Raw genomic sequence first — 22640 nt, 5'->3', positions numbered from 1 at the left:
TACGTGTCCACAGAGCCACGAGTCATCGCGGGCCGATACCGCGTCGACGAGCTCATCGGGCATGGCGGCATGGCGAAGGTCTACCGCGGGTACGACCTGACTCTCGGCCGCGAGGTCGCGATCAAGATCCTCGATCCTGAGCTCGCGCGCGACACGGCGTTCCGCACACGGTTCCGGCTGGAAGCCCAGGCGGCCTCGCGCATGTCGCATCCCTCGATCGTGCGCGTGTACGACGCGGGCGACCCTTCGACCAACGACGCCTCCTCCGAAGAGCTTCCGTACATCGTGATGGAGCTGGTCAAGGGAACCCTCCTCAAGAAGATCATCGCCGACGGTCCGGTTCCCGTGGAAGATGCGGTGCGCTACGTCGACGGCATCCTCGAAGCCCTCGACTACTCGCACCGTGCGGGCGTGGTGCACCGCGACATCAAGCCGGGCAACGTCATGGTGACCGACAAGGGCCAGGTCAAGGTGATGGACTTCGGCATCGCACGCGCGGTGTCCGATTCGTCGTCTACCGTCGCCGAGACCACGCAGATCATCGGCACCGCGGCCTACTTCTCGCCGGAGCAGGCCAAGGGCGAGCCGGTCGACGCCCGCGCCGACCTGTACTCCACCGGCGTCGTGCTGTACGAGCTGCTCACCGGCCGTCAGCCCTTCCGTGGTGAGTCTCCGGTCGCCGTCGCATACCAGCACGTGAGCGAGACCCCGATCCCGCCGACCGAGGTGAACGAGAACGCACCGGGCGCACTCGACCCGATCGTGCTGCGGGCACTCGCGAAGGATCCGTACCAGCGGTACCCCGACGCCGCGCACTTCCGCGCCGCCCTCGACTCCGCCGTCGCGGGCAACGCTCCGACGCGCAAGGAACTCGGGTCGCTGACGAGCGAACTGTACGGGCCGAGCCCGCGGCAGGCTCAGGAGACGGCGCGGTCGCTGCGACAGCTCAGCACCGACACCACCATGACCCGCACCCAGTCGGGTCCGCCGGTCGCCTGGATCTGGGCCGGTGTCGCTCTGCTCGCCGTGCTGCTGGCGTCCGTGCTGTTCTGGGTGGTCACGATCAGCATGCGGCCGCCCGAGGTACCCAGCACATCACGCATCGTACCGAACCTCGTGAACGTCTCCTCGGAGCGCGCGCAGGACGATCTCGCCAAGCTCGACCTCACGGCGAAGATCGTGATCGAATCCAGCCCGGACATCGCGGAGGGCAACGTGATCCGCACCGATCCCGAGGCTGGAGTCTCGGTAGAGGAAGGGTCGACCGTCACCGTCCATGTGTCGTCCGGGGTCGAGACGGTCACGGTGCCGAAGATCGAGGGCATGGCCCTCGCCGATGCCACGAAGGCGCTGAAGACCGCGGGGCTCGAGCTCGGCACGGTGATCCAGCGCAACGACAAGGCCCTGGCAGCGGGAACCGTGATGTCCGCCAGCGAGGATGCGGACAGCGAGGTGGCTCCGGGGACCGTCGTGAACGTCGAGGTCGCGAGCGGCAAGGTGACTCTGACCAACCTCGTCGGCTGGACCGTCGATGCCGCCACCACGAATCTCACCGATCTCGGATTGAACCCGGTTCCGGTCGAGGAGACGGATTGCCCCGCGACCGAGCCGACGACCGTGCACTCGATGTCGGTCGCGCCCGGAGACGTCCCGGTCGGATCGTCTGTCGAGCTGCGGTACTGCGCCGGGGGCTGAGTCGTAGAGCGTCGCTGGAGCGACACGGGTCAGCGTGACAGCGGGTGCAGGCTCTCTGCACGGGCCACGGCATCCTGCGCGCCGCACAGCTCGAGCCAATTGGCGAGGAGCCGGTAGCCACCCTCTGTGAGCACACTCTCGGGGTGGAACTGCACTCCCCACAGCGGCAGTTCCCGGTGGGCGAGCGCCATGACCGTTCCGCTCTCGGTCCACGCCGTGGCGACCACACCGGGCGGGAGGTCGGCCTCCGCGAGCGCCAGCGAATGGTAACGGCCGGCCTCGAATGGGGAGGGGATGCCCGAGAATAACGCCGATCCGTCGTGCGACACCGCCGAGACCATCCCGTGCATGAGCTCCGGCGCCTCGTCGACGTGCGCACCGAAGGCTTCGCCGATCGTCTGATGGCCCAGGCAGACGCCGAGAGTCGGCGTGCGCAGGCGTGCCGCGGTCCGCACCGCCGCGACGGATGCGTCGGCGTCGGCAGGACGACCGGGTCCGGGGGAGAGGAGTACGGCATCGTGGGAGGGCATCAGGCGCTCGAGTTCGTCGGCGTCCACGGCGTCCGACTCGACGATCGCGGTCTCCGCTCCGAGTTCGTGGAGGTAGCCGACGAGCGTGTGCACGAAGCTGTCGTGGTTGTCGACCACGAGCACGCGGGTCATTCGACGTCGACCTCGCCGGGGGAGATGATCGGACTCACCCACGGGAAGACGTACCAGAACAGACCGTAGAGGATGGCAGCGACGACGATCACCAGGATCAGCACGCGCAGCCACCACGGACCGGGCAGCAGGCGCCAGAGTGCGGCGTACATCAGTCTTCTCTCTCGTGAACGTCCATGGTCATACCGATGGGGCGGCCGGAGGCGGGGGCGGGTCGGTCAGTGCACTGGGCGGTCCCTCTGCGCGCGGCTGGAAGCTCTCGAAGACCCCGTAGGCGACGATGCGCTCGGCGAGCGAATACAGCGGCGAGCAGGCCGTGAGAGTGATGTACTGCTCACCGGTCTGCTGCTCGGGCATCTGCGGGACATCGGCGAGGACGTCGGTCTGAGTCGGCTTGACATACTCGAGCGTCCGGAACCGGTATGTGTACCACCCGTCGGGCGTCTCGACGACGATCGCATCGCCCAACTGCAGCTTGTCGAGCTGATTGAACGGCTTGCCCCACGTGGTGCGGTGCCCGGCCATCGAGAAGTTGCCGACCTCGCCGGGCATCTTCGAACCCTTGTAGACCCCGATCCCCTTCTGGTCCAGCGTACGAGCGCGGCTCGTGCCGCCATAGATCCCGAAGTTGTAGTCGGCTCCGAAGCGGGGGATGTGCATCTGTGCGAACCACGCTCCATCGGCGGGCGCGGCCGGTACGGGTGGGACGTACGTCGGGGTTCCCTCGTCATCCTCGACCACGGGCGGCAGCTCGGGTGCTTCTGCCTGAGCCAGTTGCTGAGAGATGGCCGCACCCTCGTCGTTCTTCTGAGCGCTGATGATGATGTCGCCGATCCACATCTGCCACGCGACGAACAACAGGACGATCACTCCGGCGGTGAGCAGGAGCTCGCCGAGCACGCTCGCGAAAGTGGCGCGGGAGCGCGGTCGCTCTCGTCGCGGGCGTCGCCCCCCAGGCACGACGGTTGCGGTCATGCCGTGATCATATCCGTCGTCGCTGAACAGTCACCGGATCGGCGCTACGACCGGCGAGGGTCCCGTGCGAGATGCGCCGCACCGGAACTCGAGGGCTCTCGGCGCGGCACAGATGTCTTGGGTACAATGACGGCATGGCACGTGACCACAAGACCGAAGAACCCGCCGTCGAGCGCGCCGAAGGCGAAGCAGCTCCCAACGCCGTCTGGTTCAAGCCGGTGATGATCGGCTTCATGCTCCTCGGTCTCGCCTGGATCCTCGTGTTCTACATCTCGGGCATGCAGTTCCCCATCCCGGGGCTCGACAACTGGAACCTCGCGATCGGTCTCGGCATCGCTCTGATCGGCTTCCTGATGACCACACGCTGGCGCTGACGCCACTCCTTCTTCTCGAAAGGCCCCTCGCATCGCGAGGGGCCTTTCTTCATGCGGGAGCCAGAGTTATCCACAAGACTCTCCACAGCCTGGGGAGAATTACACCGGTGTTATTCACAGGGGTTAACAACCCTGTTAACAACTCCGGATCAGGCCAAAAGGAGCAGGGGCGGAACGAAGGCGACGATCACGAGCAGCAGGACGACCAGTGCTGCGAGCAACACGATCTGCCAGGTGCGCTGATCACGGCGCTTCGTCCGGGTGTAGATGAGGGCGACCAGGGCGCCGACGACCGCGCCGCCCAGGTGGGCCTGCCAGGAGATCCCGCCGACGAACAGGCCGAAGGCGAAGTTGATCCCGAGGATGACGAGGATCCCCGTGACGTTGGCGCCGATGTGGCGTCCGATGATGAGCAACGATGCCAAGAGCCCGAAGATCGCGCCGGATGCGCCGACCGTCCACGACCCTGGAGCGAGGAGCGCGACCATCACCGACCCGCCGAGGCCGCTGATCAGATACATCGCCAGGAAGCGGACACGACCGAGCATCGGTTCGAGGCTCTGCCCGAGCATCCACAGGGCGAGCATGTTCAGCGCGAGATGGATGAAGCCGCCGTGGACGAACAGGACCGTGAGCAGACGCCATGGTTCGAAGGGCAGAGCGAAGAGGTTCGGGTAGAGATAGGGAGCGAAGAAGCCCAGAGCCTGGGTGATCGGCTGATTCATCCCCGGGATCAGCTGCACCAGTCCGATGAACGACGTCACGGCGAGCAACGCGTAGGTGACGACGGGCCTTCCGCTCCGGGCCATCGCCATCGTCCCGGTGCCGCGACCGCCCCAGCGGCGAGCGGCCTTCTTCTGTGCCGGCGTACGGTTCTTGCGCTCGGCGTTCATGCACTGCGGACAGATGACGCCGACGGGCGCCTGTGTCTGACACTCGGGGCAGATGGTGCGCATGCACCGCTGGCAGAGCACGAAGCTCTGCCGATCCGGATGCCGGTAGCAGAAGTTTTCGCGATTGCTCGTGAACTCAGGCGTGGTCATCCGGATCGGCCGCAGCTGTCGTCAGGCCGCGACGATGTCGATCGACTGCAGCACCACGGGCTCGATCGGCTGGTCGCCCGGACCCGTCTGCACGGCGCCGATCTTGTCGACCACAGCCTTGGAGGCGTCGTCGGCGACCTCGCCGAAGATCGTGTGCTTGCCCTGCAGCCACGGCGTCGGGTCGGTGGTGATGAAGAACTGCGAGCCGTTGGTGCCCTCGGGCTTGCCGGTGATGGCGTTGCGACGAAGGCCGGCGTTGGCCATGGCGAGGATGTAGGGCTCGTTGAAGTTGAGCTCCATGTTGATCTCGTCGTCGAAGTTGTAACCGGGACCGCCGACACCCTTACCGAGCGGGTCGCCGCCCTGGATCATGAAGTTCGGGATGATGCGGTGGAAGATGACGTCCTTGTAGAGAGGTCCCTCGCCCGGCTTTCCGGTGGCGGGGTGCGTCCACTCCTGGGTGCCGTCGGCGAGGCCGATGAAGTTCTTGACCGTCTTCGGGGCGTGATCGCCGAAGAGGTTGATGACGATGTCACCGTGGTTGGTGTGCAGGGTTGCGACGTGAGAAGCGTGAGCCATGCCCTCATTCTCGCAGAGCTTTCGGTGAGTTCGCCCGGTGTACCGCGGATCGGACGAAGGCGCAAGGGCCGGGCGATTCCCGCCCGGCATCCAGCCTCTCGTGGCAAGATGGGGAACCCGTACTCCAATGGACAGGAGAGCATCGTGAGCCTCAGCCGCAAGCGGAAGAAGGAACTGCGTCGTCTTCAGAACGACGCGAACCAGCTTTGGGAGAACCAGCAGGTGCTCGTCGGCCACGCCGCTGACGTCGCCCGTGAGGCCGGTCGTCAGCTCGGCAACATCAATCGCGAGCAGGTCGTGCCCGTGATCCAGGACGCGTACAACCGTCGTGTCGCCCCGACCGTCGACCGCGGTGTGCAGTTCGGCAAGCACGTCGTCGACGACAAGGTCGTCCCGATCGTCGGCGGGGTCGTCGGATCCGCGCTGACCGCGTGGGACGTCGCGAACGCCAAGCGCCACGGGGTCTCGGCCCCCGCGCCTCGTGGCGCATTCGGCAAGAAGCAGAAGTCGGGTCCCGGCCTCGGGTCGGTCATCGCGATCATCCTCGGTGCTGCGGCCGCCGTCGGCGTCCTCTACGCCGCATGGCAGACGCTGCGCGCGGATGACGAGCTCTGGGTCGCCGACGACCCGCTCTCCGCTCCTGACGCGTGAACACCTCTGATCCCGCCTCCGTCGCCTCCGGTGGCGGAGGCGATCAGCATGCACGGGTGCGCGATGCGGCCCGCGCGCGGGGCCTCGAGATCGAGATCCGCGAGCGCCCCGCCGCCGGAAGCCTGTTCGAGGCCGCGGAACTGCTCGGCATCCCCGCCTCCGGCATCGTGAAGACGCTGGTCGTGAAGCGGTCGGATGACACCTTCCTGTTCGCCCTGGTTCCCGGTGGGCGCTCGATATCCTGGCCGAAGCTGCGGGCACTGGTCGGCGTGAACAAGCTGCGGCTCCCTGAGCCGGAGCTCGCGCTCGCGGCGACCGGCTACGAGCGCGGCACCATCGTGCCGATCGGCAGCACGACCGCGTGGCCGGTCTATGCGGACGAGTCGATCGTCGGCCGGCGGATCGCGATGGGAGCGGGCGCCCACGGCTACAGCCTCTTCGTCGAAGCCGACGACCTCATCGCCGCGTACGGGGCCACCGTCGCCGACATCTCCGTGCCCGAGGACCGCTGACTCCCGGGTCGACGATCCGGGTCGGGATCAGATGATCCCCGCCATGCGCATCGCGATGTCGACGAGCTTCACCCGCTGCAGCTGGGCGACGGCCTTCAGGGAGAACCACTCCGCCATGTCGGTCGACCCGCCGGTCTCGAAGCGGAGCTTGCCACCCGTGACCTCGGCTCGATAGACGATGCGAAGGGTGTGCAGGGGGTCTGCAGCTTTCTGGACGCGACGGCCAGCGGGGATCACCCGGGAGTGGATACCGAGGAGCTCCCCCACCTTGACGCTGTAGCCGGTCTCCTCCCGGAGTTCACGACGAACCGCATCCTCAGGGGATTCGCCGGGTTCGAGGCCACCACCGGGCATCGTCCAGGCCACGCGGCGACCTTCCGTCCAGCGCGCCAGCAACAGACGCCCGTCGTCATCGGTGACGACCGCGTACGCCGCGACACGCAGGTCCATGGCTCACACACTATCCGGCGGCGGAAGGTCCCGATGACCGCGTGTCAGACGACGCGGACCCCGAGGATCGATCACGAATCGAGAAGCGCGTCCTGGTCCGGAATCCGTAGTGTGAGTCCCACACCGGCAGCACATCGAGAGGACAGGTCATGGCGGAGAAAGAGAAGAACTTCAGCGCCGAGGAACGCGAGGCCATGCAGGCCGCAGCGAAGGAAGCACGAACTCGGCGTTCTCGGGCGAAGAAGTCTCCGGAGGAGCTGCGAGCTGCAGGAGAGGCCGATCTCAAAGAGGCGATCGAGAAGCTGACGCCGGAGGACAAGTCTCTCGCCGAGAAGCTGCACGCGCTCGTCTCCGAGGTCGCGCCGGAACTCGTTCCCCGCACCTATTACGGCATGCCCGCGTGGGGTCGAGACGGCAAGGTGCTGTGCTTCTTCCAGCCGGCGAGCAAGTTCAAGGTGCGTTACGGGACCTTCGGCTTCGAACCGATCTCCAACCTCGACGACGGCACCGTATGGCCGACCGCTTACGCCGTGACCGACCTGACGAAGAAAGACCTCGAGTTCCTGGCGGAGCGCATCCGCGTCGCGATCAGCTGACGGCGACCGAGAGTCGCGGGGCAACTCCGTCGGAGGATCGGGTGCCCAGTGCGAGGGGTGCACAGTAGCGTGGATGCCGTGAGCACATTGCCCTTCCCCGCCGCCGTGTACGCCGCCCGTCTCGCCCGGGCCTCATCGCTCGCCGCCGAGTCGGGACTCGACGCCATCGTGGTGGGCCCCGGCCCCGATCTGCAGTACCTGCTGGGCGTGGAGGGCGACACCATCGAACGGCTGACCGCCCTCGTGATCGGACCGGCCGTGACGCCGACCGTTGTTGTGCCGCGGATGGAGCTCGCCAAGGTCCGCAGCACGGCTGTCGGGGAACTCGAACTCGAGATCGCCGACTGGGTGGACGGCGAAGACCCGTACGGGCTGGTGACCGCCGCCGTCGGCCATGCTTCTCGAGTAGGAGTCTCCGATGCACTGCCCGCGCTGCATGTGATCCCTCTCGGTGAGCGCCTCGGTGTGCAGCTGGAGCTCGCCACACCCGTGCTCCGGGAAGGGCGCATGATCAAGGATGCCGAGGAGATCACGGAGTTGCGTCGCGCCGGCGAGGCGATCGACGCCGTCCACCGCCGCGTTCCGCAGTGGCTTCGTGCCGGACGCACCGAGAGGGAGGTGGCCACCGACATCGCAGAGGCCATCGTCGCCGAAGGCCACCGAACGGTCGAGTTCGTGATCGTCGGATCGGGTCCGAACGGTGCCGACCCGCATCACGAGGTCTCGGACCGCGTGATCGAGCAGGGCGACGTCGTGGTGGTCGACATCGGCGGCGCCGTGCCCAGCGGGTACAACTCCGACAGCACGAGGACCTACGTCGTCGGCGCACCCGACCCCGCGGCAGCCGAGCGGATCGCCGTTCTCGTACGCGCGCAGCAGGCGGCAGTGGATGCCGTGCGTCCCGGCATCACCGCGGCCGAGGTCGATGCGGCCGCGCGCACCGTGCTCGTCGAGGCGGGCCTGGGTGAGGCGTTCCTGCATCGCACGGGTCATGGGATCGGCGTCTCAGTGCACGAGGAGCCGTACATCGCGCCGGGCAACGACCTCGTGCTGCGTGAGGGCATGGCGTTCAGCATCGAACCCGGTATCTACTTCGCTGGGGAGTGGGGCGCCCGCATCGAAGACATCGTGGTCGTCACGGCTGCGGGGGCGAGCGGTTGAACGTCGCGCCGCACGAGCTCGTCTCGGTCGGCTCGGACTGACGACGCTCCAGCGCCCGTCGGGGTAGCATCGGCCCATGCGCCGCCGCCGCAAGGTCTCTTCCGCCACCGCGTCTCCGGCGACCCGTGCCCGCTACGCCAAGCGACGTCAGGGGCGACTCGCCCGTGTCGACAATGACTTGACCGATACACAATGGCATGAGCTGATGGAGGCCTGGGGCGGGTGCGCGTACTGCGGGGGAGACGGCGCGGCACTGCAACGCGACTGCATCCAGCCGATCTCCCGTGGCGGTCGATACACGCTCGCTAACGTGGTCCCGGCGTGCGCGTCGTGCAACGCCAGCAAGCACAACGACGAGGTGACCGGATGGCTTCGCCGCAAGAAGCTCGATGAGCGCACCTTCCTCGTGCGTCACGCCACGATCCTGCGGGACCTGCGTCCTGCCGAGTGAGACCTCGCAACGGAAGAAGCCCCCGGCGGCGGCCAGGGGCTTCATCTTCCTGTGGAGCCTAGGAGATTCGAACTCCTGACATCCTGCTTGCAAAGCAGGCGCTCTACCAACTGAGCTAAGGCCCCGTGAGGGTGTTTCTTGAATTGAGGAGTGGGGCTACCAGGACTTGAACCTGGGACCTCTTCATTATCAGTGAAGCGCTCTAACCGCCTGAGCTATAGCCCCGTCAACCTCCAAGACTTTACCGGAGAAAGACGGAAAATCCGAATCGAGGGCGAGGACCACGCAGAGTCCCCACCCCCGACGGGATTCAGCGGCTCGGACGGATGGTCGCCGTGCCCGCGGAGAGCGAGACGTCGATCGTCCTGCGAGCGCTCGAGGCTTCGTCGACCTTCGCGTTCAACGTGCCGGCGCTGATGTCCTGGGTGATCGCATACTCGACATCGGGGACGGTCAGATCCAGCGAGCCCGCGCTCACGTCGATCGTCGTCTGCGTCGGAGGCGTGCCCGTCAATTCGACCGTGAGGTCACCGGCCGACACACCCAGGTCCGCGGAGGAGACACCATCGACGATGATGTCTGCACGGCCGGCGCTCATCTGCACGTCGAGCTCCTCGGCAGACCCCGTGGCATCCAGGGCCCCCGCGCTCACTGTCACGTCGAGCACCCCGAAGTCCCCGTCCACGTCGAGGCTGCCGGCCTCGAGAGTGAGGTCGGCGTCGAGTCCCGCGCCGCGGAGACTCTCGGGCAGGGTGAGCACGGCGATCTCCTCATCGCCGAACCAGTTCCCGAACCACCAGCCGAAGACACCCTGCGGACTCCGCACGATCAGCTCATCGTCGTCACGCTCGAAGGTCCACGCGGTGCCGCGACCGTTGGTCACGGCCAGCTCCGCCTCATCGACGTCGCCGAACTCGACGCGCATGCTGCTGGCGTCCGCGTCGACGTCGAGTCCCTCGATGCCCGCGACATCGACCGTCTGCACCGAGTCTGGGCGACTCGACGAGATGACGGTGCCTGCCGCCGCCGCGGCGGCCGTCCCGCCGGTTCCCAGCAGGGCGATCCCGCCCACGACGGCGGTCACGACCAGAACCGCGGTGGCGCCGGACGAGCGTCCACCCGCGGAGGGTGGTGGCGTACTCGGAGACGGGGGCGCCTGAGGTGCGGACATCTGAGGTCCACCGGGGGCGGCGGTGAGGCGGGCGGCGGCGTGAACGATGTGTGCTCTGCCGGGGCGTCGTTGTTTTCGGTGGTCATCGTGCCACTCCTGTCTGGCCGGTCGGCGGCGTCGTGCCGCCCGTGTTCTCGATGTGGGCGAGCGCGGCGAGCACGCGGCGGTTACCGGACTCGTCCGGGTCGAAGCCCAGCTTCTGGAAGATGGAGGTGATGTGCTTCTCGACGCTGGCCTCCGAGAGGAACAGCAGTCCGGCGATCGCCTGATTCGACTTCCCCTCGGCGATCAGCGCGAGAACGGTGCGTTCGCGTTCCGTGAGCCGCAGCATCCGATCGTCGCGATTCCGTCGCGTGAGCAACTGGGCGACGACCTCGGGGTCGAGCACGGTCGCGCCCTCCGCGATGCGCTGCACCGAGGCGAGGAACTCCGCGACGTCGGCGACGCGATCCTTGAGCAGGTATCCGAGCGGACCGCCCTGCGCTGCGATGAGATCCGAGGCGTATCGCTCTTCGACGTACTGCGACAGCACCAGGATCGCGAGCGAAGGATCGGTCGACCTCAGTGCCAGCGCCGCGCGGATGCCCTCATCGGTGAACGTCGGGGGAGCCGCACATCCAGGATGCAGAGCTCGGGCGCGGTATCCGCGACGGCGGCCTCGAGGCCTTCGGTGTCGGACAGCGCCGCGACCACCTCATGGCCGGCGTCTTCGAGAAGACGGACGAGGCCCTCTCGCAACAGGACGGAGTCCTCGCAGATCAGGATGCGCATGGGACGGTCACCTCCAGGCTGGTCGGTCCGCCCTGCGGGCTGTCGAGACGGAAGGTTCCGCCGGCGGCGAGGATGCGGTTGGCGATGCCGTCGAGGCCGCCTCCCGGTTGCACCTGCGCGCCGCCGATCCCGTTGTCCTCCACGCGGGCCCAGAGCGTGTTGCCTTCGCGAAGTCGCACGATGACCCGCGCCTCGCTGGCTCGGGAGTGCTTCGCCGCGTTCGTCAGCGACTCGGCGATCGAGAAGTACACCGCCGCTTCGGCCTCGCGGCTGCACCGCCCGTCCATGCGCACGTCGAGGTGCACGGGGATGTGCGAGCGTCCGGCCAGGGCGGAGAGGGCCGCGTCGAGGCCGCGATCGTCGAGCACCGAGGCGTGGATGCCGCGCGCGAGCTGCCGCAGCTCGGTGATGGCTGCCTTCGTCGAGGTGTGCGCCTCGTTGATCAGCTCCTTCGCGGTCTCCGGGTCGCTGTCGATCTTCTGCTGGGCGAGGCCGAGGGTCATGCCGACCGACACGAGCCGAGGCTGGACCCCGTCATGGAGGTCCCGCTCGATGCGGGTGCGCTCCACGTCGGCGGCGCGCACCGCGCCTTCCCGCTGAGCGGAGGAGGTGCGGACCCGCTCGGTGAGCTCCGTCTCCCTGCTCCGAACCACGATCGCCAGCGAGAGGGTCCGGTGCAGCAGGGCGAGACCGATCATCCCGACGATGCAGGCGGCGATTCCGAGGATGCCCACCAGAGGGGCCCATGCCACGGGGATGCCTCCGCCGCCGAAGGGTCCCATCACCGCGTCCGCGGCCGTGAGGGGGGCGAACGAGATGATGATCGACCACACCAGGCCCCAGAACAGACGGAGGACGACAACACCGAGGATGGCCGAGATCGCGAAGTTGGCGACGGCGCGCCACATGCGACCGTCGATCGCCTGGCGCCCGAGAGAGCGGAGCCAGCCGCCGAAGCCGGGACGGTCCCGTCGCTGAACCTGCAAGGGGGCGATGGGCGTGCGGTAGAGGGCTCCGACGCGAGCCACCTCGAACCAGCCGAGGCCGTACAGAGCGTAGACGAGCCCTACGAGGAGCACGAGGCCGACGCCCGCGACGAAGAGGAGGCCGAGGCCGGTACCGAGGAGTCCCGCGAGCATTCCGAAGATGGCGCCGCCGAGCACTCCGAGACCTGCCAGGTGCAGGATCGTGAGGAAGATGCGCGACGGCGGCTTCACCGCGGGTGCGGGTGCCGGGGTCGCAGTCTGAGTGGTCATGTCTCCAAGGTACGGCGGGGCACCCAGAGCCGACACCGAGTCATCCGGACTCTCGTCTTCGGGTTTTCCCTACCCGGGAGACGACGAAGGGCGGATGCCGCAGCATCCGCCCTTCGTCCGGTTCGAGGAACCGTGGGTCAGTTCGACATGAAGCCGACGAGCAGTCCGCCGGTCACCTTGACGGCGAGGTTGTAGATTCCGGCGATCACTGCGCCGAGAACCGTGAAGACGATCAGGTTCAGGATCGCGACCACCGCCGCGAACGCCATGACCTGCGGCAGACCGACGACCTCGGAGAGCACGAACGTGTTGTCGGTGATGCCGAGCAGGAAGCTCTCGGCCGTGCTCATCACATTCGTCGCCTGGAGCACGAGGAAGATGAGGAAGAACGACACCATGGTGACCACCGCGAGAGCGACCGCTCCGAGGAACGAGAGCTTCACAGCCGACCAGAAGTCGACGTAGACCAGACGGAGTCGGACCTGCTTGCCGCCTGTCTTGCGTGTCGACTTCTTCGCCAGCTTGTCGGCCACTGTACTCATGCGTCTGTATCCTCGGGGGTCTCTGTCGTCTCAGGCGCCTGGGGGTCGGCATCCTCCGCATCCGCCTCTTCGTCTGCGAGGCCACGCTCGCCATTACGGGCGATGGCGAGGATGCGATCGGCCTCGGTCGTCCGGGCGAACACCACTCCCATGGTGTCTCGACCCTTGGCGGGGACCTCGGCCACGGCAGAGCGTACCACCTTGCCGCTGGACAGAACCACCAAGACCTCGTCGTCCTCCGAGACGATCAGACCGCCCGCGAGAGTGCCTCGATCGTCGTTCAGTTTCGCGACCTTGATGCCCGTTCCGCCGCGGCCCTGGACGCGATATTCCTCGACCGCCGTGCGCTTCGCGTACCCTCCGTCGGTGACGACGAAGACGAACTTACCTGGTGCGGCGACGGATGCCGAGAGCAGGCAGTCCTCGTCGATCTTGAACTTCATGCCCCGGACACCGGCCGTCGCCCGGCCCATCGGACGCAGGGCCTCATCGGTGGCTTCGAAGCGCACCGACATGCCGCGACGGCTGATCAGGAGGATGTCGTCTTCGGCGTTCACCAGCAGGGCGCTGACCAGCTCGTCCTCGTCGTTGAGACGGATCGCGATGACGCCGCCCTGACGGTTGGTGTCGTAGTTGTCGAGCCGTGTCTTCTTGACCAGGCCCTCGCGCGTCGCCAGCACGAGGTAGTCGGCGACCTTGTAGTCGCGGATGTCGAGCACCTGGGCGATGCTCTCGTCGGGCTGCAGAGCAAGCAGGTTGGCGACGTGCATGCCCTTCGCATCGCGGCCGGCTTCCGGGACCTCATAGGTCTTCGCGCGGTAGACGCGGCCCTTGTCTGTGAAGAACAGCAGCCAGTGGTGCGTCGTCGTCACGAAGAAGTGCTCGACGATGTCGTTCGCACGCAGCTGGGCACCCTTGACGCCCTTGCCACCGCGATGCTGAGAGCGGTAGTTGTCGCTGCGCGTGCGCTTGATGTATCCCTCACGCGTGACGGTGACGACCATCTCCTCCTCGGCGATCAGGTCTTCCATCGACACGTCGCCGTCGAATCCGTGCAGGATGTGCGTGCGCCGCTCGTCGCCGAAGCGCTCGACGATGCCGGTCAGCTCTTCGCGGATGATCGTGCGCTGACGACCCTCGTCGGCGAGGATCGCCTTGTAGTCGGTGATCTGGGCTTCGAGCTCGTTCGCCTGGTCGATGATCTTCTGACGTTCGAGGGCGGCGAGGCGTCGAAGCTGCATCTGCAGGATCGCATCAGCCTGGATCTCATCGATGTCGAGGAGCGTCTGGAGCCCTTCGTTGGCATCTGCCGTGGTCTGCGAACGACGGATGAGCGCGATGACCTCGTCGAGCGCGTCGAGCGCCTTCAGGTATCCGCGCAGGATGTGCATGCGCTTCTCGGCCTCGCGCAGACGGAACTCCGTGCGCCGGACGATCACATCGATCTGGTGGGCGATCCAGTGCGAGATGAAGCCGTCGATGGCGAGCGTGCGCGGAACGCCGTCGACGATCGCGAGCATGTTCGCGCCGAAGTTCTCCTGCAGCTGGGTGTGCTTGTACAGGTTGTTCAGCACGACCTTCGCGACCGCGTCGCGCTTGAGCACGACCACGAGACGCTGACCGGTGCGGTCGGACGACTCGTCGCGGATGTCGGCGATACCCGTGATCTTGCCGTCGCGGGCGAGGTCGCCGATCTTGACCGCGACGTTGTCGGGGTTGACCTGATACGGCAACTCGGTGATGACGAGGCAGGTGCGTCCCTGGATCTCTTCGACGTTGACGACCGCGCGCATCGTGATCGAGCCGCGTCCGGTGCGATACGCCTCGTGGATGCCCTTGGTTCCGAGGATCTGGGCACCGGTCGGGAAGTCCGGCCCCGGCACCCGCTGGATCAGGCCGTCGAGCAGCTCCTCGCGGGGGAGGCCGGGGTTGTCGAGCGCCCAGAGCGCCGCATCCGAGACCTCTCGCAGGTTGTGCGGCGGGATGTTCGTGGCCATGCCGACCGCGATGCCGACCGATCCGTTGACGAGCAGGTTCGGGAAGCGTGCCGGGAGGACCGTCGGTTCCTGCGTCTGACCGTCGTAGTTGTCGGTGAAGTCGACGGTGTCTTCTTCGATGTCGCGCACCATCTCGAGCGCGAGCGGAGCCATCTTGGTCTCGGTGTATCGCGGGGCTGCGGCGCCCATGTTGCCGGGGGAGCCGAAGTTGCCCTGGCCGAGAGCCAGCGGGTAGCGCAACGACCACGGCTGCACCAGGCGGACGAGCGCATCGTAGATCGCAGAGTCGCCATGAGGGTGGTACTGCCCCATGACCTCGCCGACCACGCGAGCGCACTTCGAGAACGACTTGTCCGGTCGGAAGCCGCCGTCGTACATGCCGTAGATGACACGGCGGTGCACCGGCTTGAGTCCGTCGCGCACGTCCGGAAGGGCGCGGCCCACGATGACGGCCATCGCGTAGTCGAGGTAACTGCGCTGCATCTCGAACTGCAGGTCGACCTGGTCGATCTTGCCGTGTTCGTGTTCCGGCTCGGTGCGTTCTTCGTCAGTCATAAGTCAATCTCTCTGTCACACATCTGGTCTGAGCCCGCGGGGCGTCAGATGTCGAGGAAGCGGACGTCCTTGGCGTTGCGCTGGATGAAGCTGCGCCGGGACTCGACGTCCTCACCCATCAGCACGCTGAAGATCTCGTCGGCCGCGGCCGCGTCTTCGATGGTGATCTGCTGGAGGGTGCGCGTGGTGTGATCCATCGTCGTCTCCCACAGCTCCTTGGGGTTCATCTCGCCGAGACCCTTGTAGCGCTGGATGCCTGCATCCTTCGGGATGCGCTTGCCGTTGTCGAGGCCGTGCTTGAGCAGGGCGTCGCGCTCGGCGTCGCTGAACACGTACTCGTGCGCCGAGTTCGACCACTTGAGGCGGTACAGCGGCGGCATCGCGAGGTACACGAAACCGGCCTCGATGAGTCCGCGCATGTAGCGGAAGAGCAGGGTGAGCAGCAGCGTCGTGATGTGCTGGCCGTCGACATCGGCATCGGCCATCAGCACGATCTTGTGATAGCGCGCCTTCTCGATGTCGAACTCTTCGCCGATGCCCGTGCCGAAGGCCTGGATCATCGCCTGGACTTCCTTGTTGCCCAGGGCCTTGTCGAGTCGGGCGCGCTCCACGTTGAGGATCTTGCCTCGCAGCGCCAGGATCGCCTGCGTGTGCGGGTCGCGACCCTGCACCGCGGAGCCGCCGGCGGAGTCACCCTCGACGAGGAAGATCTCGCTGATCGACGGATCCTTGCTCGTGCAGTCCTTGAGCTTGTCGGGCATGGCCGCCGACTCGAAGACGCTCTTGCGGCGGGCGGTCTCGCGAGCCTTGCGGGCGGCGAGACGAGCCGTCGCGGCATCGATCGCCTTGCGGATGACGTTCTTCGCCTGGTTCGGGTTGCGCTCGAACCAGTCTCCGAGCTGGTCACCCACGACCTTCTGCACGAAGGCCTTCGCCTCGGTGTTGCCCAGTTTCGTCTTGGTCTGACCCTCGAACTGCGGTTCACCCAGCTTGATGGAGATGACGGCGGTCAGACCCTCTCGGACGTCGTCGCCAGAGAGGTTGTCATCCTTCTCCTTGAGCAGGTTGTTCGCACGGGCGTACTTGTTGACCAGGGTGGTCAGCGCCGCGCGGAATCCCTCCTCGTGTGTGCCACCTTCGTGGGTGTTGATCGTGTTCGCGTAGGTGAAGACGTTCTCGGTGTACGAGGTCGTCCACTGCATGGCGACCTCGAGCGAGATCTTCCGTCCGGTGTCCTCCGATTCGAAGGCGATGATCTCCTCGTTGACGACCTCGGCGTGACGCACCTTGTTGAGGTATTCGACATAGTCGACGAGTCCGCGCTCGTAGAAGAAGACGTCGCCGGGCTGCTTGGTGACGGTCGCGCCGTCTTCCTCGACCTCGTAAGCGGACGACTCTCGCTCGTCGCGCAGCTCGATGCGCAGTCCCTTGTTCAGGAACGCCATCTGCTGGAATCGGGTGCGCAGCGTGTCGTAGTCGAAGTCGATCGTCTCGGTGAAGATCTCGGCATCCGGCCAGAACGTGATGCTGGTTCCCGTGTCGTCGGTCGCCTCGCCCTTCTCGAGCTTCTGCTGCGGGACCCCGCCGTCGGCGAAGGAGTGGCGCCAGACGAAGCCCTTCTGCTTGACCTCGACGTCGAAGCGGGTGGACAGAGCGTTCACGACGGACGAGCCGACACCGTGCAGACCACCGGAGACGGCATAGGCACCACCGCCGAACTTCCCGCCGGCGTGCAGGATCGTCAGCACCACCTCGACCGTCGACTTGTTGGGATCGGACGAGTGCGGGTCGACCGGGATTCCACGACCGTTGTCGACGACACGGACGCCGCCGTCCGCGAGCATCGTCACCAGGATCGTGTCGGCGTAGCCGGCCAACGCCTCATCGACGGAGTTGTCGACGATCTCGTAGACCAGATGGTGCAGGCCTCGTGGTCCGGTCGAGCCGATGTACATGCCGGGGCGCTTGCGGACGGCTTCGAGACCTTCGAGGATCTGGATCGAATCCGCGCCGTACTCTCCCGGCTGCTTCGCCTTGGGTGCAGTGGTGCCCTCGGTTGCGGGGGTTCCCCCGTTGTTCGATTCCGTCTCGTCAGCAGGGGATTCAGGCGTCATCAGAGGGCATTCTCCACATCGATATCACGAACTCCCATTCTAGCGGGGTTTCGTCGGGAAATGCCGCTCAACGGCCGCGTGTGGCCCTCTGAGCGTTTCAGACCCCTTGCACGGTGCCCTACCCGTAGGTATCGCGCGGGCCCCGTCCTGGAACGGCTCTGGGACCCCATTTCCAAGAGGGGACGTCCGGGCCGATGAAGCGGAGGTTCTCGACGCCCGCGTCGGGATACCGTCGACCGATCTCGGTGAGAATCGTGGCTCGCATGAATTGGAGGTTCTTCGCCCATGCCGTCGAATCGCACTTCACGGTGAGCAATCCACGCTCGAGAGAGACAGGTTCGGAGTGCTTCGCGGTGTCGGCGCCGGCGAGATCGGCCCATTGCCGCACGAGGTCTTCGCGAGCGAGGGTGGTCTGCCATCCGGAGTCGCGGGTCAGCCGATCGAGGATGTCACCGAGCATTCCCGGATCCCGCCCTGGTGTGAACGGCGCGTTGTCATCGTCGACGGCGATACGGCGTTTGCGCTTCCAGCTCGTGGAACTCGGCTTGAGGCCACGCAGGCGCAGGTAGGTGGCGACCGTCTCCGGGACCTCGGCTGCGGGAGCCGGAACCGCGTCACTCATCGTCACCCGCCTCACTCTCGCTGGATCCGTGTGCGTGCCGGACCGCCCGGTCATCGCTGATGGTCCCGGCGCTGATGTGGACCACATGCGCATGCAGCACCGCAGGGATATCCTCCTCCACCGCAGCGGTGACCACCACCTGCTCGTATCCTGCTGTCAAACCCGCGAGCCTCTGACGGCGGTCGGCATCGAGTTCTGCGAACACATCGTCGAGAATGAGCACGGGATCGCCCGCGGGCGACTCGCTCCGCAACAATTCGGCCGAAGCGAGCCGCAGTGCGAGGGCGACGGACCAGGACTCGCCGTGAGATGCGTAGCCCTTCACGGGAAGATCGCGCACCCGCAGCACGAGGTCGTCGCGGTGGGGTCCGGTGAGGGTGAGCCCACGATCGAGTTCGTTCGATCGCTTCGCAGCGAGCGACGCACGGAACATCTCGGCGATCCGGGCCGTGTCTCCGACCGGTGCGGCCTCGGCGTCGTCGACGACACCGTCTTCTTCTTCCGGATCTCCCCCATCGACCGACAGCGCCCATTCGAGTCGAGGCCTATGGTCGGCTCCGGCGATGGCCTCGTAGGCGTCGGCCACCGGCTGCTGCAGATCGGTCGCGAGTCGCTGTCGTGCCGTGATGATCTCGGACCCGAGGGCCACGAGCTTGTCATCCCAGACGTCGAGGGTGCTCAGTCCCTCGCCCCGGACACCGCGCGCCCGTGCGGACTTGAGAAGTGCGTTTCGCTGTTTGAGCACACGGTCGTAGTCGCCGAGCACCGCTGCCATCCGCGGGGTGCGCTGTATCAGCAGCTGGTCACTGAACCTGCGGCGTGCAGACGGGTCGCCCCGCACGATCTGCAGATCCTCCGGGGCGAAGAGAACGACGTGCGCGTAGCGGGGCAGTTCGTTGGGTTTCGAAGGGGCGCCGTTGATTCGTGCTTTGTTCGAACCTTGCCGATTCACCTGCACCTCGGCGAGGACGCGACGTTCGCCATGCGACAGCCGGGCACGGATGACGGCGAACTCCTGGCCATCGCGCACCAGCGGAGCGTCGGACGACACGCGGTGCGAGCCGAGAGTCGCGAGGAAGACGACGGCTTCGGCCAGATTCGTCTTGCCCTGCCCATTGCGCCCGACGAGCACGTTCGGTCCGCGGTGAAGTGAGAGTTCGGCGGTCGCGTAATTGCGGAAATCGACCAGACTCAGGTGCTCCACAATCACGGAGCCAGCCTACCTTCGGGGTCTGACACGGGATTTCTTCTCGGTTTTGGTGCTTGTGGGTCGCAGGTGAAGACGCACCCTTCGCTCGCAGAGCGGGTTCCCTCCCACTTCATGGGGCCCCTCCCGATGCTCGCTCCGGGAGCATCGTCACCTGCGACGGTTCCGTGGATCGTCTTACTGGCTGATCCGGGGACGTTCGGGTATGACGGGGAGTGAGGGATCAGCGAAGGAGGAGGTTGGGCTGAAGCAGGTACTTGAACGAATCCAGACCTGCCTGATCGACAGAGGTCTGGCTCGTGATGAGGACCGGGCTGAGCTTGTTGGCGTTGTCGCTCGAGGTGAACGTCACCCGCACGAACTCGCTCTTCACCGCACCCAGAGCCTCGATCAGGTACTGGGGGTTGAGGCCCAGAGTGACTTCGTCGCCACCGGAGAGGATCGCATCGACCGACTCGGAGGCCCGTGCATGCTCGCTGCCGGAGGCATCCATCGTCACGCTGTCGTTCGAGAAGGTGAAACGCAGCGGAGCAGCGCGGTCGAGCACGAGAGAGACGCGGCGAACCGCTTCGATGAGATCGGCGGTGTTGACGACGGCGTAGTGGTCGGTCTGCTCCGGGAACAGACGCCTCACCGGCGGGAAGTTGCCCTTGATGAGCAGCGACGTCACTGTCTTGTTGCCTGCGGTGAATGCGATGATCTCGCGGTCACCCGCTCCGGAGAACGCGACCTGGATAGTGCCGGCATGACCGAACGTCTTACCGACCTCGAGCAGGGTGCGAGCCGGAACCAGAGCGGTCGCTTCGACCGACTCTCCGTCCCATGGGACGTCTCGGAGCGAGACACGGTACCGGTCGGTGGCGACCAGGCTCAGGTTGTGACCCGAGACCTCGAGCTGGACACCGGTGAGCACAGGCGTGACGTCGTCGCGGGACGCCGCGAATCCGACCTGGGCGATCGCGGTGCCGAAGTCATCGGCCGGGACGACGCCGGATGACCCGGTGACCTCGGGGATCGACGGGTATTCCTCGACCGGCATGGCAGCGAGGGTGAATCGGGCGGAGCCACAGGTCACGGCGATACCGCCGTCTTCCTCGACGGCGATCTCGATCGGCGCATTCGGCAGCCGGCTGGCGATGTCGGAGAGCAGTCGACCGTGCACGAGGATTGTGCCCGGGGTGTCGACGGTGGCTTCGATCGTGGTGCGAGCAGACGCTTCGTAGTCGAAGGCCGAGAGCGTGAGTCCGGAGCCGTCTGCCTCGATCAGGACTCCGGCGAGGATCGGCTGCGGATTGCGCTGGGGCAGAAGCTTGACGACGAACGAGACAGCCTCGCTGAAGACATCGCGGTTGACCTGAAACCTCACGGGTGCTCCCTTGTCGTCGATCTGTGACGCGTTGTCGTCGTTCCTGCCGGTGCAGGGCTTCCCATGCTAGCCCCACACTCCCGCGTATCCCTACGCCGAGCTTCTTGTCGTCCCTCCGACGGTTCTCCCCACCGTCTGGTGATCGGATCGCGCCTTGAATGGGTTAACTCCTTAACAGTGTTAACAGCTGTGGATACTGTGGATAACTCGGTGGATATCAAGAGCGAGTAGGGAACTACACGGCTGTCAGTTGTGGAATCCCTGAGGAAACCGCGGGTTCCACCGTTTTTGGGGCCTGGTGCCGAACCCCGAGTTATCCACAGGTTCCACCGATCGGCCCACATTCGTCCCGATCCGGAGCGCTCTCATCCACAAGTTATCCACATGTGCATAGAGGCATTTATCGGTTGCACCTGAGCGGTGTCAAGTACAAGAAGAGGGGGGCACACCGCTCCTCATCCGGATGCGGTGTGCCCCCTCGGCGGAGACGGTGCGGACTCAGCGACGACCGAGCTGCGTCGTGATCTCGGTGACCTGGTTGTAGATCGAACGCCGCTCCTTCATGAGCTCGCTGATCTTCTTGTACGCGTACATGACCGTCGTGTGGTCGCGATTGCCGAAGAGCTGGCCGATCTTCGGCAACGACAGACTCGTGCGCTCCCGGCACAGGTACATCGCGATCTGTCGGGCGGTCGCGATCTGCTGCGACCGGCTCGAGCCGTACAGGTCGTCGACGGTGAGCTTGAAGTACTGCGCGGTCGCCGTGATGATGTCGGTCGGCGAGATGATGTTGTCTTCCGCCGTGTCGATGATGTCGCGGAGCACGGTCTGGGCGAGCGAGATGTCGAGCGCAGAGCGGTTGAGACTGGCGAACGCCGAGACGCGGATGAGCGCACCCTCGAGTTCACGGATGTTCGACGAGACCACCGTCGCGATGTACTCCAGAACTTCATCCGGGATGTGGAGTGCTTCGCTCTGGGCCTTCTTGCGGAGGATGGCGATGCGGGTCTCGAGGTCGGGTGCCTGAACGTCGGTGATGAGACCCCACTCGAAGCGGCTCCGCATCCGATCCTCGAACCCCGTGAGGTGCTTGGGGGCCACATCGCTCGTGATCACGACCTGCTTGTTGTGATCGTGAAGCGTGTTGAACGTGTGGAAGAAGGCTTCCTGGGTCTCGGCGCGCCCTTGGAGGAATTGGATGTCGTCGATCAGGAGGATGTCGACGTCGCGGTACCTGGCCTGGAACGCCGCGCCGCGGTTGTTCGCGATCGAGTTGATGAAGTCGTTCGTGAACTCCTCACTCGAGACGTAGCGAACCTTGACCCCGGCATAGAGGGACTGCGCGTAGTCGCCGATGGCGTGCAGGAGGTGCGTCTTACCGAGGCCCGAGTCGCCGTAGATGAACAACGGGTTGTATGCCTTGGCCGGTGCCTCGGCGACCGCGACCGCTGCGGCATGCGCGAAGCGGTTGGACTGGCCGATGACGAAGTTGTCGAAGGTGTACTTCGGGTTCAAGCGTGATTCGTGCCGCAGCTGCGTCGGCTGCTCCATCGGCGATTCGATGCGTGTCGGTTCCTGGCGTCCGAAGTCACCGACCGCGATCGGCGCTGTCGGCTGCTCCGCGAGCTCATGGTTCACCACGACCCGGTACGAGGTGACCTCATCGCCGATGTGTGAGAGCGCCTCCATGATCGGAAGACGGAGTCGCTTGTTGATCTGCGCCGCCGTGAGGTCGTTGGGAACCTCGAGATAGAGCGTCGCCGCCATGACGCCCGCCGGCACGGCGAGACTCAGGAACCCCTGAAGCTGCGGGGTGACCCGATCGTCGTCGACCAGAAGATCCTGCACCGTGGTCCAGATCGGGACGTCGGGCTGGGCAGGTGATGACAT

22 protein-coding genes, 2 tRNA genes and 1 pseudogene are annotated in these 22640 nt (G+C 66.0%); 7 read left to right on the top strand and 18 right to left on the bottom strand.

Annotation, left to right across the window (positions count from 1 at the left end):
* Positions 1-3 precede the first annotated feature (3 nt).
* Positions 4-1695, top strand: a complete 1692-nt coding sequence (gene pknB / locus K1X59_RS00125; RefSeq protein ID WP_183151405.1) for a Stk1 family PASTA domain-containing Ser/Thr kinase — start codon at positions 4-6, stop codon at positions 1693-1695.
* A gap of 29 nt (positions 1696-1724) precedes the next feature.
* Here the strand turns inward: pknB and K1X59_RS00120 are convergent, their stop codons facing one another.
* Genes K1X59_RS00120 through K1X59_RS00110 form a run of 3 tightly spaced genes read right to left on the bottom strand, consistent with a single transcriptional unit; the run spans position 1725 to position 3332 of the window.
* Positions 1725-2357, bottom strand: coding sequence for an aminodeoxychorismate/anthranilate synthase component II (locus K1X59_RS00120; RefSeq protein ID WP_183151404.1), 633 nt, complete (start codon positions 2355-2357; stop codon positions 1725-1727).
* The gene (locus tag K1X59_RS00115; RefSeq protein WP_183151403.1) at positions 2354-2509 is read right to left on the bottom strand and encodes a hypothetical protein; all 156 of its coding nucleotides are present in this window, start codon (positions 2507-2509) and stop codon (positions 2354-2356) included. The genes K1X59_RS00120 and K1X59_RS00115 overlap by 4 nt, the downstream gene beginning before the upstream one ends.
* Positions 2510-2537: 28 nt before the next feature.
* Positions 2538-3332 carry a class E sortase gene (locus K1X59_RS00110; protein ID WP_183151402.1) on the bottom strand — a complete coding sequence of 265 codons (795 nt, stop codon included), beginning with the start codon at positions 3330-3332 and terminating at the stop codon, positions 2538-2540.
* 134 nt (positions 3333-3466) lie between these two features.
* Between K1X59_RS00110 and K1X59_RS00105 the strand changes: the two genes are divergently transcribed.
* Entirely contained in the window at positions 3467-3706 is a 240-nt protein-coding gene (locus tag K1X59_RS00105; protein WP_183151401.1) for a cell division protein CrgA, read from the top strand.
* Between the two features lie 149 nt (positions 3707-3855).
* Here the strand turns inward: K1X59_RS00105 and K1X59_RS00100 are convergent, their stop codons facing one another.
* Both K1X59_RS00100 and K1X59_RS00095 read right to left on the bottom strand, forming a co-directional pair.
* The gene (locus K1X59_RS00100; protein ID WP_183151400.1) at positions 3856-4749 is read right to left on the bottom strand and encodes a rhomboid family intramembrane serine protease; all 894 of its coding nucleotides are present in this window, start codon (positions 4747-4749) and stop codon (positions 3856-3858) included.
* A gap of 21 nt (positions 4750-4770) precedes the next feature.
* The gene (locus K1X59_RS00095) at positions 4771-5328 is read right to left on the bottom strand and encodes a peptidylprolyl isomerase (RefSeq protein ID WP_183151399.1); all 558 of its coding nucleotides are present in this window, start codon (positions 5326-5328) and stop codon (positions 4771-4773) included.
* A gap of 144 nt (positions 5329-5472) precedes the next feature.
* Here K1X59_RS00095 and K1X59_RS00090 point away from each other — a divergent pair, with 144 nt between their 5' ends.
* Complete coding sequence (locus K1X59_RS00090) at positions 5473-5979, top strand: DNA helicase (protein WP_183151398.1); 507 nt, start codon at positions 5473-5475, stop codon at positions 5977-5979.
* 56 nt (positions 5980-6035) lie between these two features.
* On the top strand, positions 6036-6491 hold the full coding sequence (locus K1X59_RS00085; RefSeq protein WP_183152708.1) for an aminoacyl-tRNA deacylase: 456 nt from the start codon (positions 6036-6038) through the stop codon (positions 6489-6491).
* A gap of 27 nt (positions 6492-6518) precedes the next feature.
* Here K1X59_RS00085 and K1X59_RS00080 read toward each other — a convergent pair whose 3' ends face one another.
* Positions 6519-6941: an NUDIX hydrolase gene (locus tag K1X59_RS00080; RefSeq protein WP_183151397.1), complete on the bottom strand. Its 423-nt coding sequence runs from the start codon at positions 6939-6941 to the stop codon at positions 6519-6521.
* A 149-nt stretch (positions 6942-7090) separates the two neighbouring features.
* Between K1X59_RS00080 and K1X59_RS00075 the strand changes: the two genes are divergently transcribed.
* From K1X59_RS00075 to K1X59_RS00065, 3 genes are all read left to right on the top strand, one after another.
* Positions 7091-7537 (top strand): DUF1801 domain-containing protein, encoded by a 447-nt coding sequence (locus K1X59_RS00075; RefSeq protein WP_183151396.1) that lies wholly within the window; start codon positions 7091-7093, stop codon positions 7535-7537.
* Positions 7538-7615: 78 nt separating this feature from the next.
* A complete protein-coding gene (locus K1X59_RS00070; RefSeq protein WP_258566976.1) occupies positions 7616-8698 on the top strand; it encodes a Xaa-Pro peptidase family protein in 1083 nt (360 codons plus the stop codon).
* Between the two features lie 76 nt (positions 8699-8774).
* Positions 8775-9149: an HNH endonuclease gene (locus K1X59_RS00065; RefSeq protein WP_183151394.1), complete on the top strand. Its 375-nt coding sequence runs from the start codon at positions 8775-8777 to the stop codon at positions 9147-9149.
* Positions 9150-9201: 52 nt separating this feature from the next.
* Here K1X59_RS00065 and K1X59_RS00060 read toward each other — a convergent pair.
* The 12 genes and pseudogenes from K1X59_RS00060 to dnaA form a co-directional block, all read right to left on the bottom strand.
* Positions 9202-9274, bottom strand: a tRNA-Ala gene (locus K1X59_RS00060).
* Between the two features lie 26 nt (positions 9275-9300).
* Positions 9301-9374: transfer RNA gene (locus tag K1X59_RS00055), tRNA-Ile, on the bottom strand.
* Positions 9375-9459: 85 nt separating this feature from the next.
* On the bottom strand, positions 9460-10233 hold the full coding sequence (locus tag K1X59_RS00050; protein ID WP_244632269.1) for a DUF4097 domain-containing protein: 774 nt from the start codon (positions 10231-10233) through the stop codon (positions 9460-9462).
* A 169-nt stretch (positions 10234-10402) separates the two neighbouring features.
* Positions 10403-11091, bottom strand: a pseudogene (locus K1X59_RS00045) (LuxR C-terminal-related transcriptional regulator).
* On the bottom strand, positions 11079-12347 hold the full coding sequence (locus tag K1X59_RS00040; RefSeq protein WP_183151392.1) for a histidine kinase: 1269 nt from the start codon (positions 12345-12347) through the stop codon (positions 11079-11081). The pseudogene K1X59_RS00045 and the gene K1X59_RS00040 overlap by 13 nt, the downstream one beginning before the upstream one ends.
* Positions 12348-12484: 137 nt before the next feature.
* Positions 12485-12889, bottom strand: a complete 405-nt coding sequence (locus K1X59_RS00035) for a DUF3566 domain-containing protein (protein ID WP_183151391.1) — start codon at positions 12887-12889, stop codon at positions 12485-12487.
* Complete coding sequence (gene gyrA / locus K1X59_RS00030) at positions 12886-15441, bottom strand: DNA gyrase subunit A (RefSeq protein ID WP_183151390.1); 2556 nt, start codon at positions 15439-15441, stop codon at positions 12886-12888. Before gyrA ends, K1X59_RS00035 begins: the two co-directional genes overlap by 4 nt.
* A gap of 44 nt (positions 15442-15485) precedes the next feature.
* Positions 15486-17555 (bottom strand): DNA topoisomerase (ATP-hydrolyzing) subunit B, encoded by a 2070-nt coding sequence (gene gyrB / locus K1X59_RS00025; protein WP_183151389.1) that lies wholly within the window; start codon positions 17553-17555, stop codon positions 15486-15488.
* 118 nt (positions 17556-17673) lie between these two features.
* Positions 17674-18177 carry a DUF721 domain-containing protein gene (locus K1X59_RS00020; protein ID WP_183151388.1) on the bottom strand — a complete coding sequence of 168 codons (504 nt, stop codon included), beginning with the start codon at positions 18175-18177 and terminating at the stop codon, positions 17674-17676.
* Complete coding sequence (recF, locus tag K1X59_RS00015) at positions 18170-19387, bottom strand: DNA replication/repair protein RecF (RefSeq protein WP_183151387.1); 1218 nt, start codon at positions 19385-19387, stop codon at positions 18170-18172. The genes K1X59_RS00020 and recF overlap by 8 nt, the downstream gene beginning before the upstream one ends.
* Before the next feature lie 220 nt (positions 19388-19607).
* Entirely contained in the window at positions 19608-20750 is a 1143-nt protein-coding gene (dnaN, locus tag K1X59_RS00010; protein WP_183151386.1) for a DNA polymerase III subunit beta, read from the bottom strand.
* A gap of 498 nt (positions 20751-21248) precedes the next feature.
* Positions 21249-22517: a chromosomal replication initiator protein DnaA gene (dnaA, locus tag K1X59_RS00005; protein WP_396652594.1), complete on the bottom strand. Its 1269-nt coding sequence runs from the start codon at positions 22515-22517 to the stop codon at positions 21249-21251.
* Positions 22518-22640: the final 123 nt, after the last annotated feature.

The sequence above is a fragment of the Microbacterium sp. Se5.02b genome, assembly GCF_019464375.1.
Lineage (GTDB): Bacteria > Actinomycetota > Actinomycetes > Actinomycetales > Microbacteriaceae > Microbacterium.
Note: the sequence above shows the minus strand (reverse complement) of the source record. Positions and strands in the feature narration are given on the sequence as shown.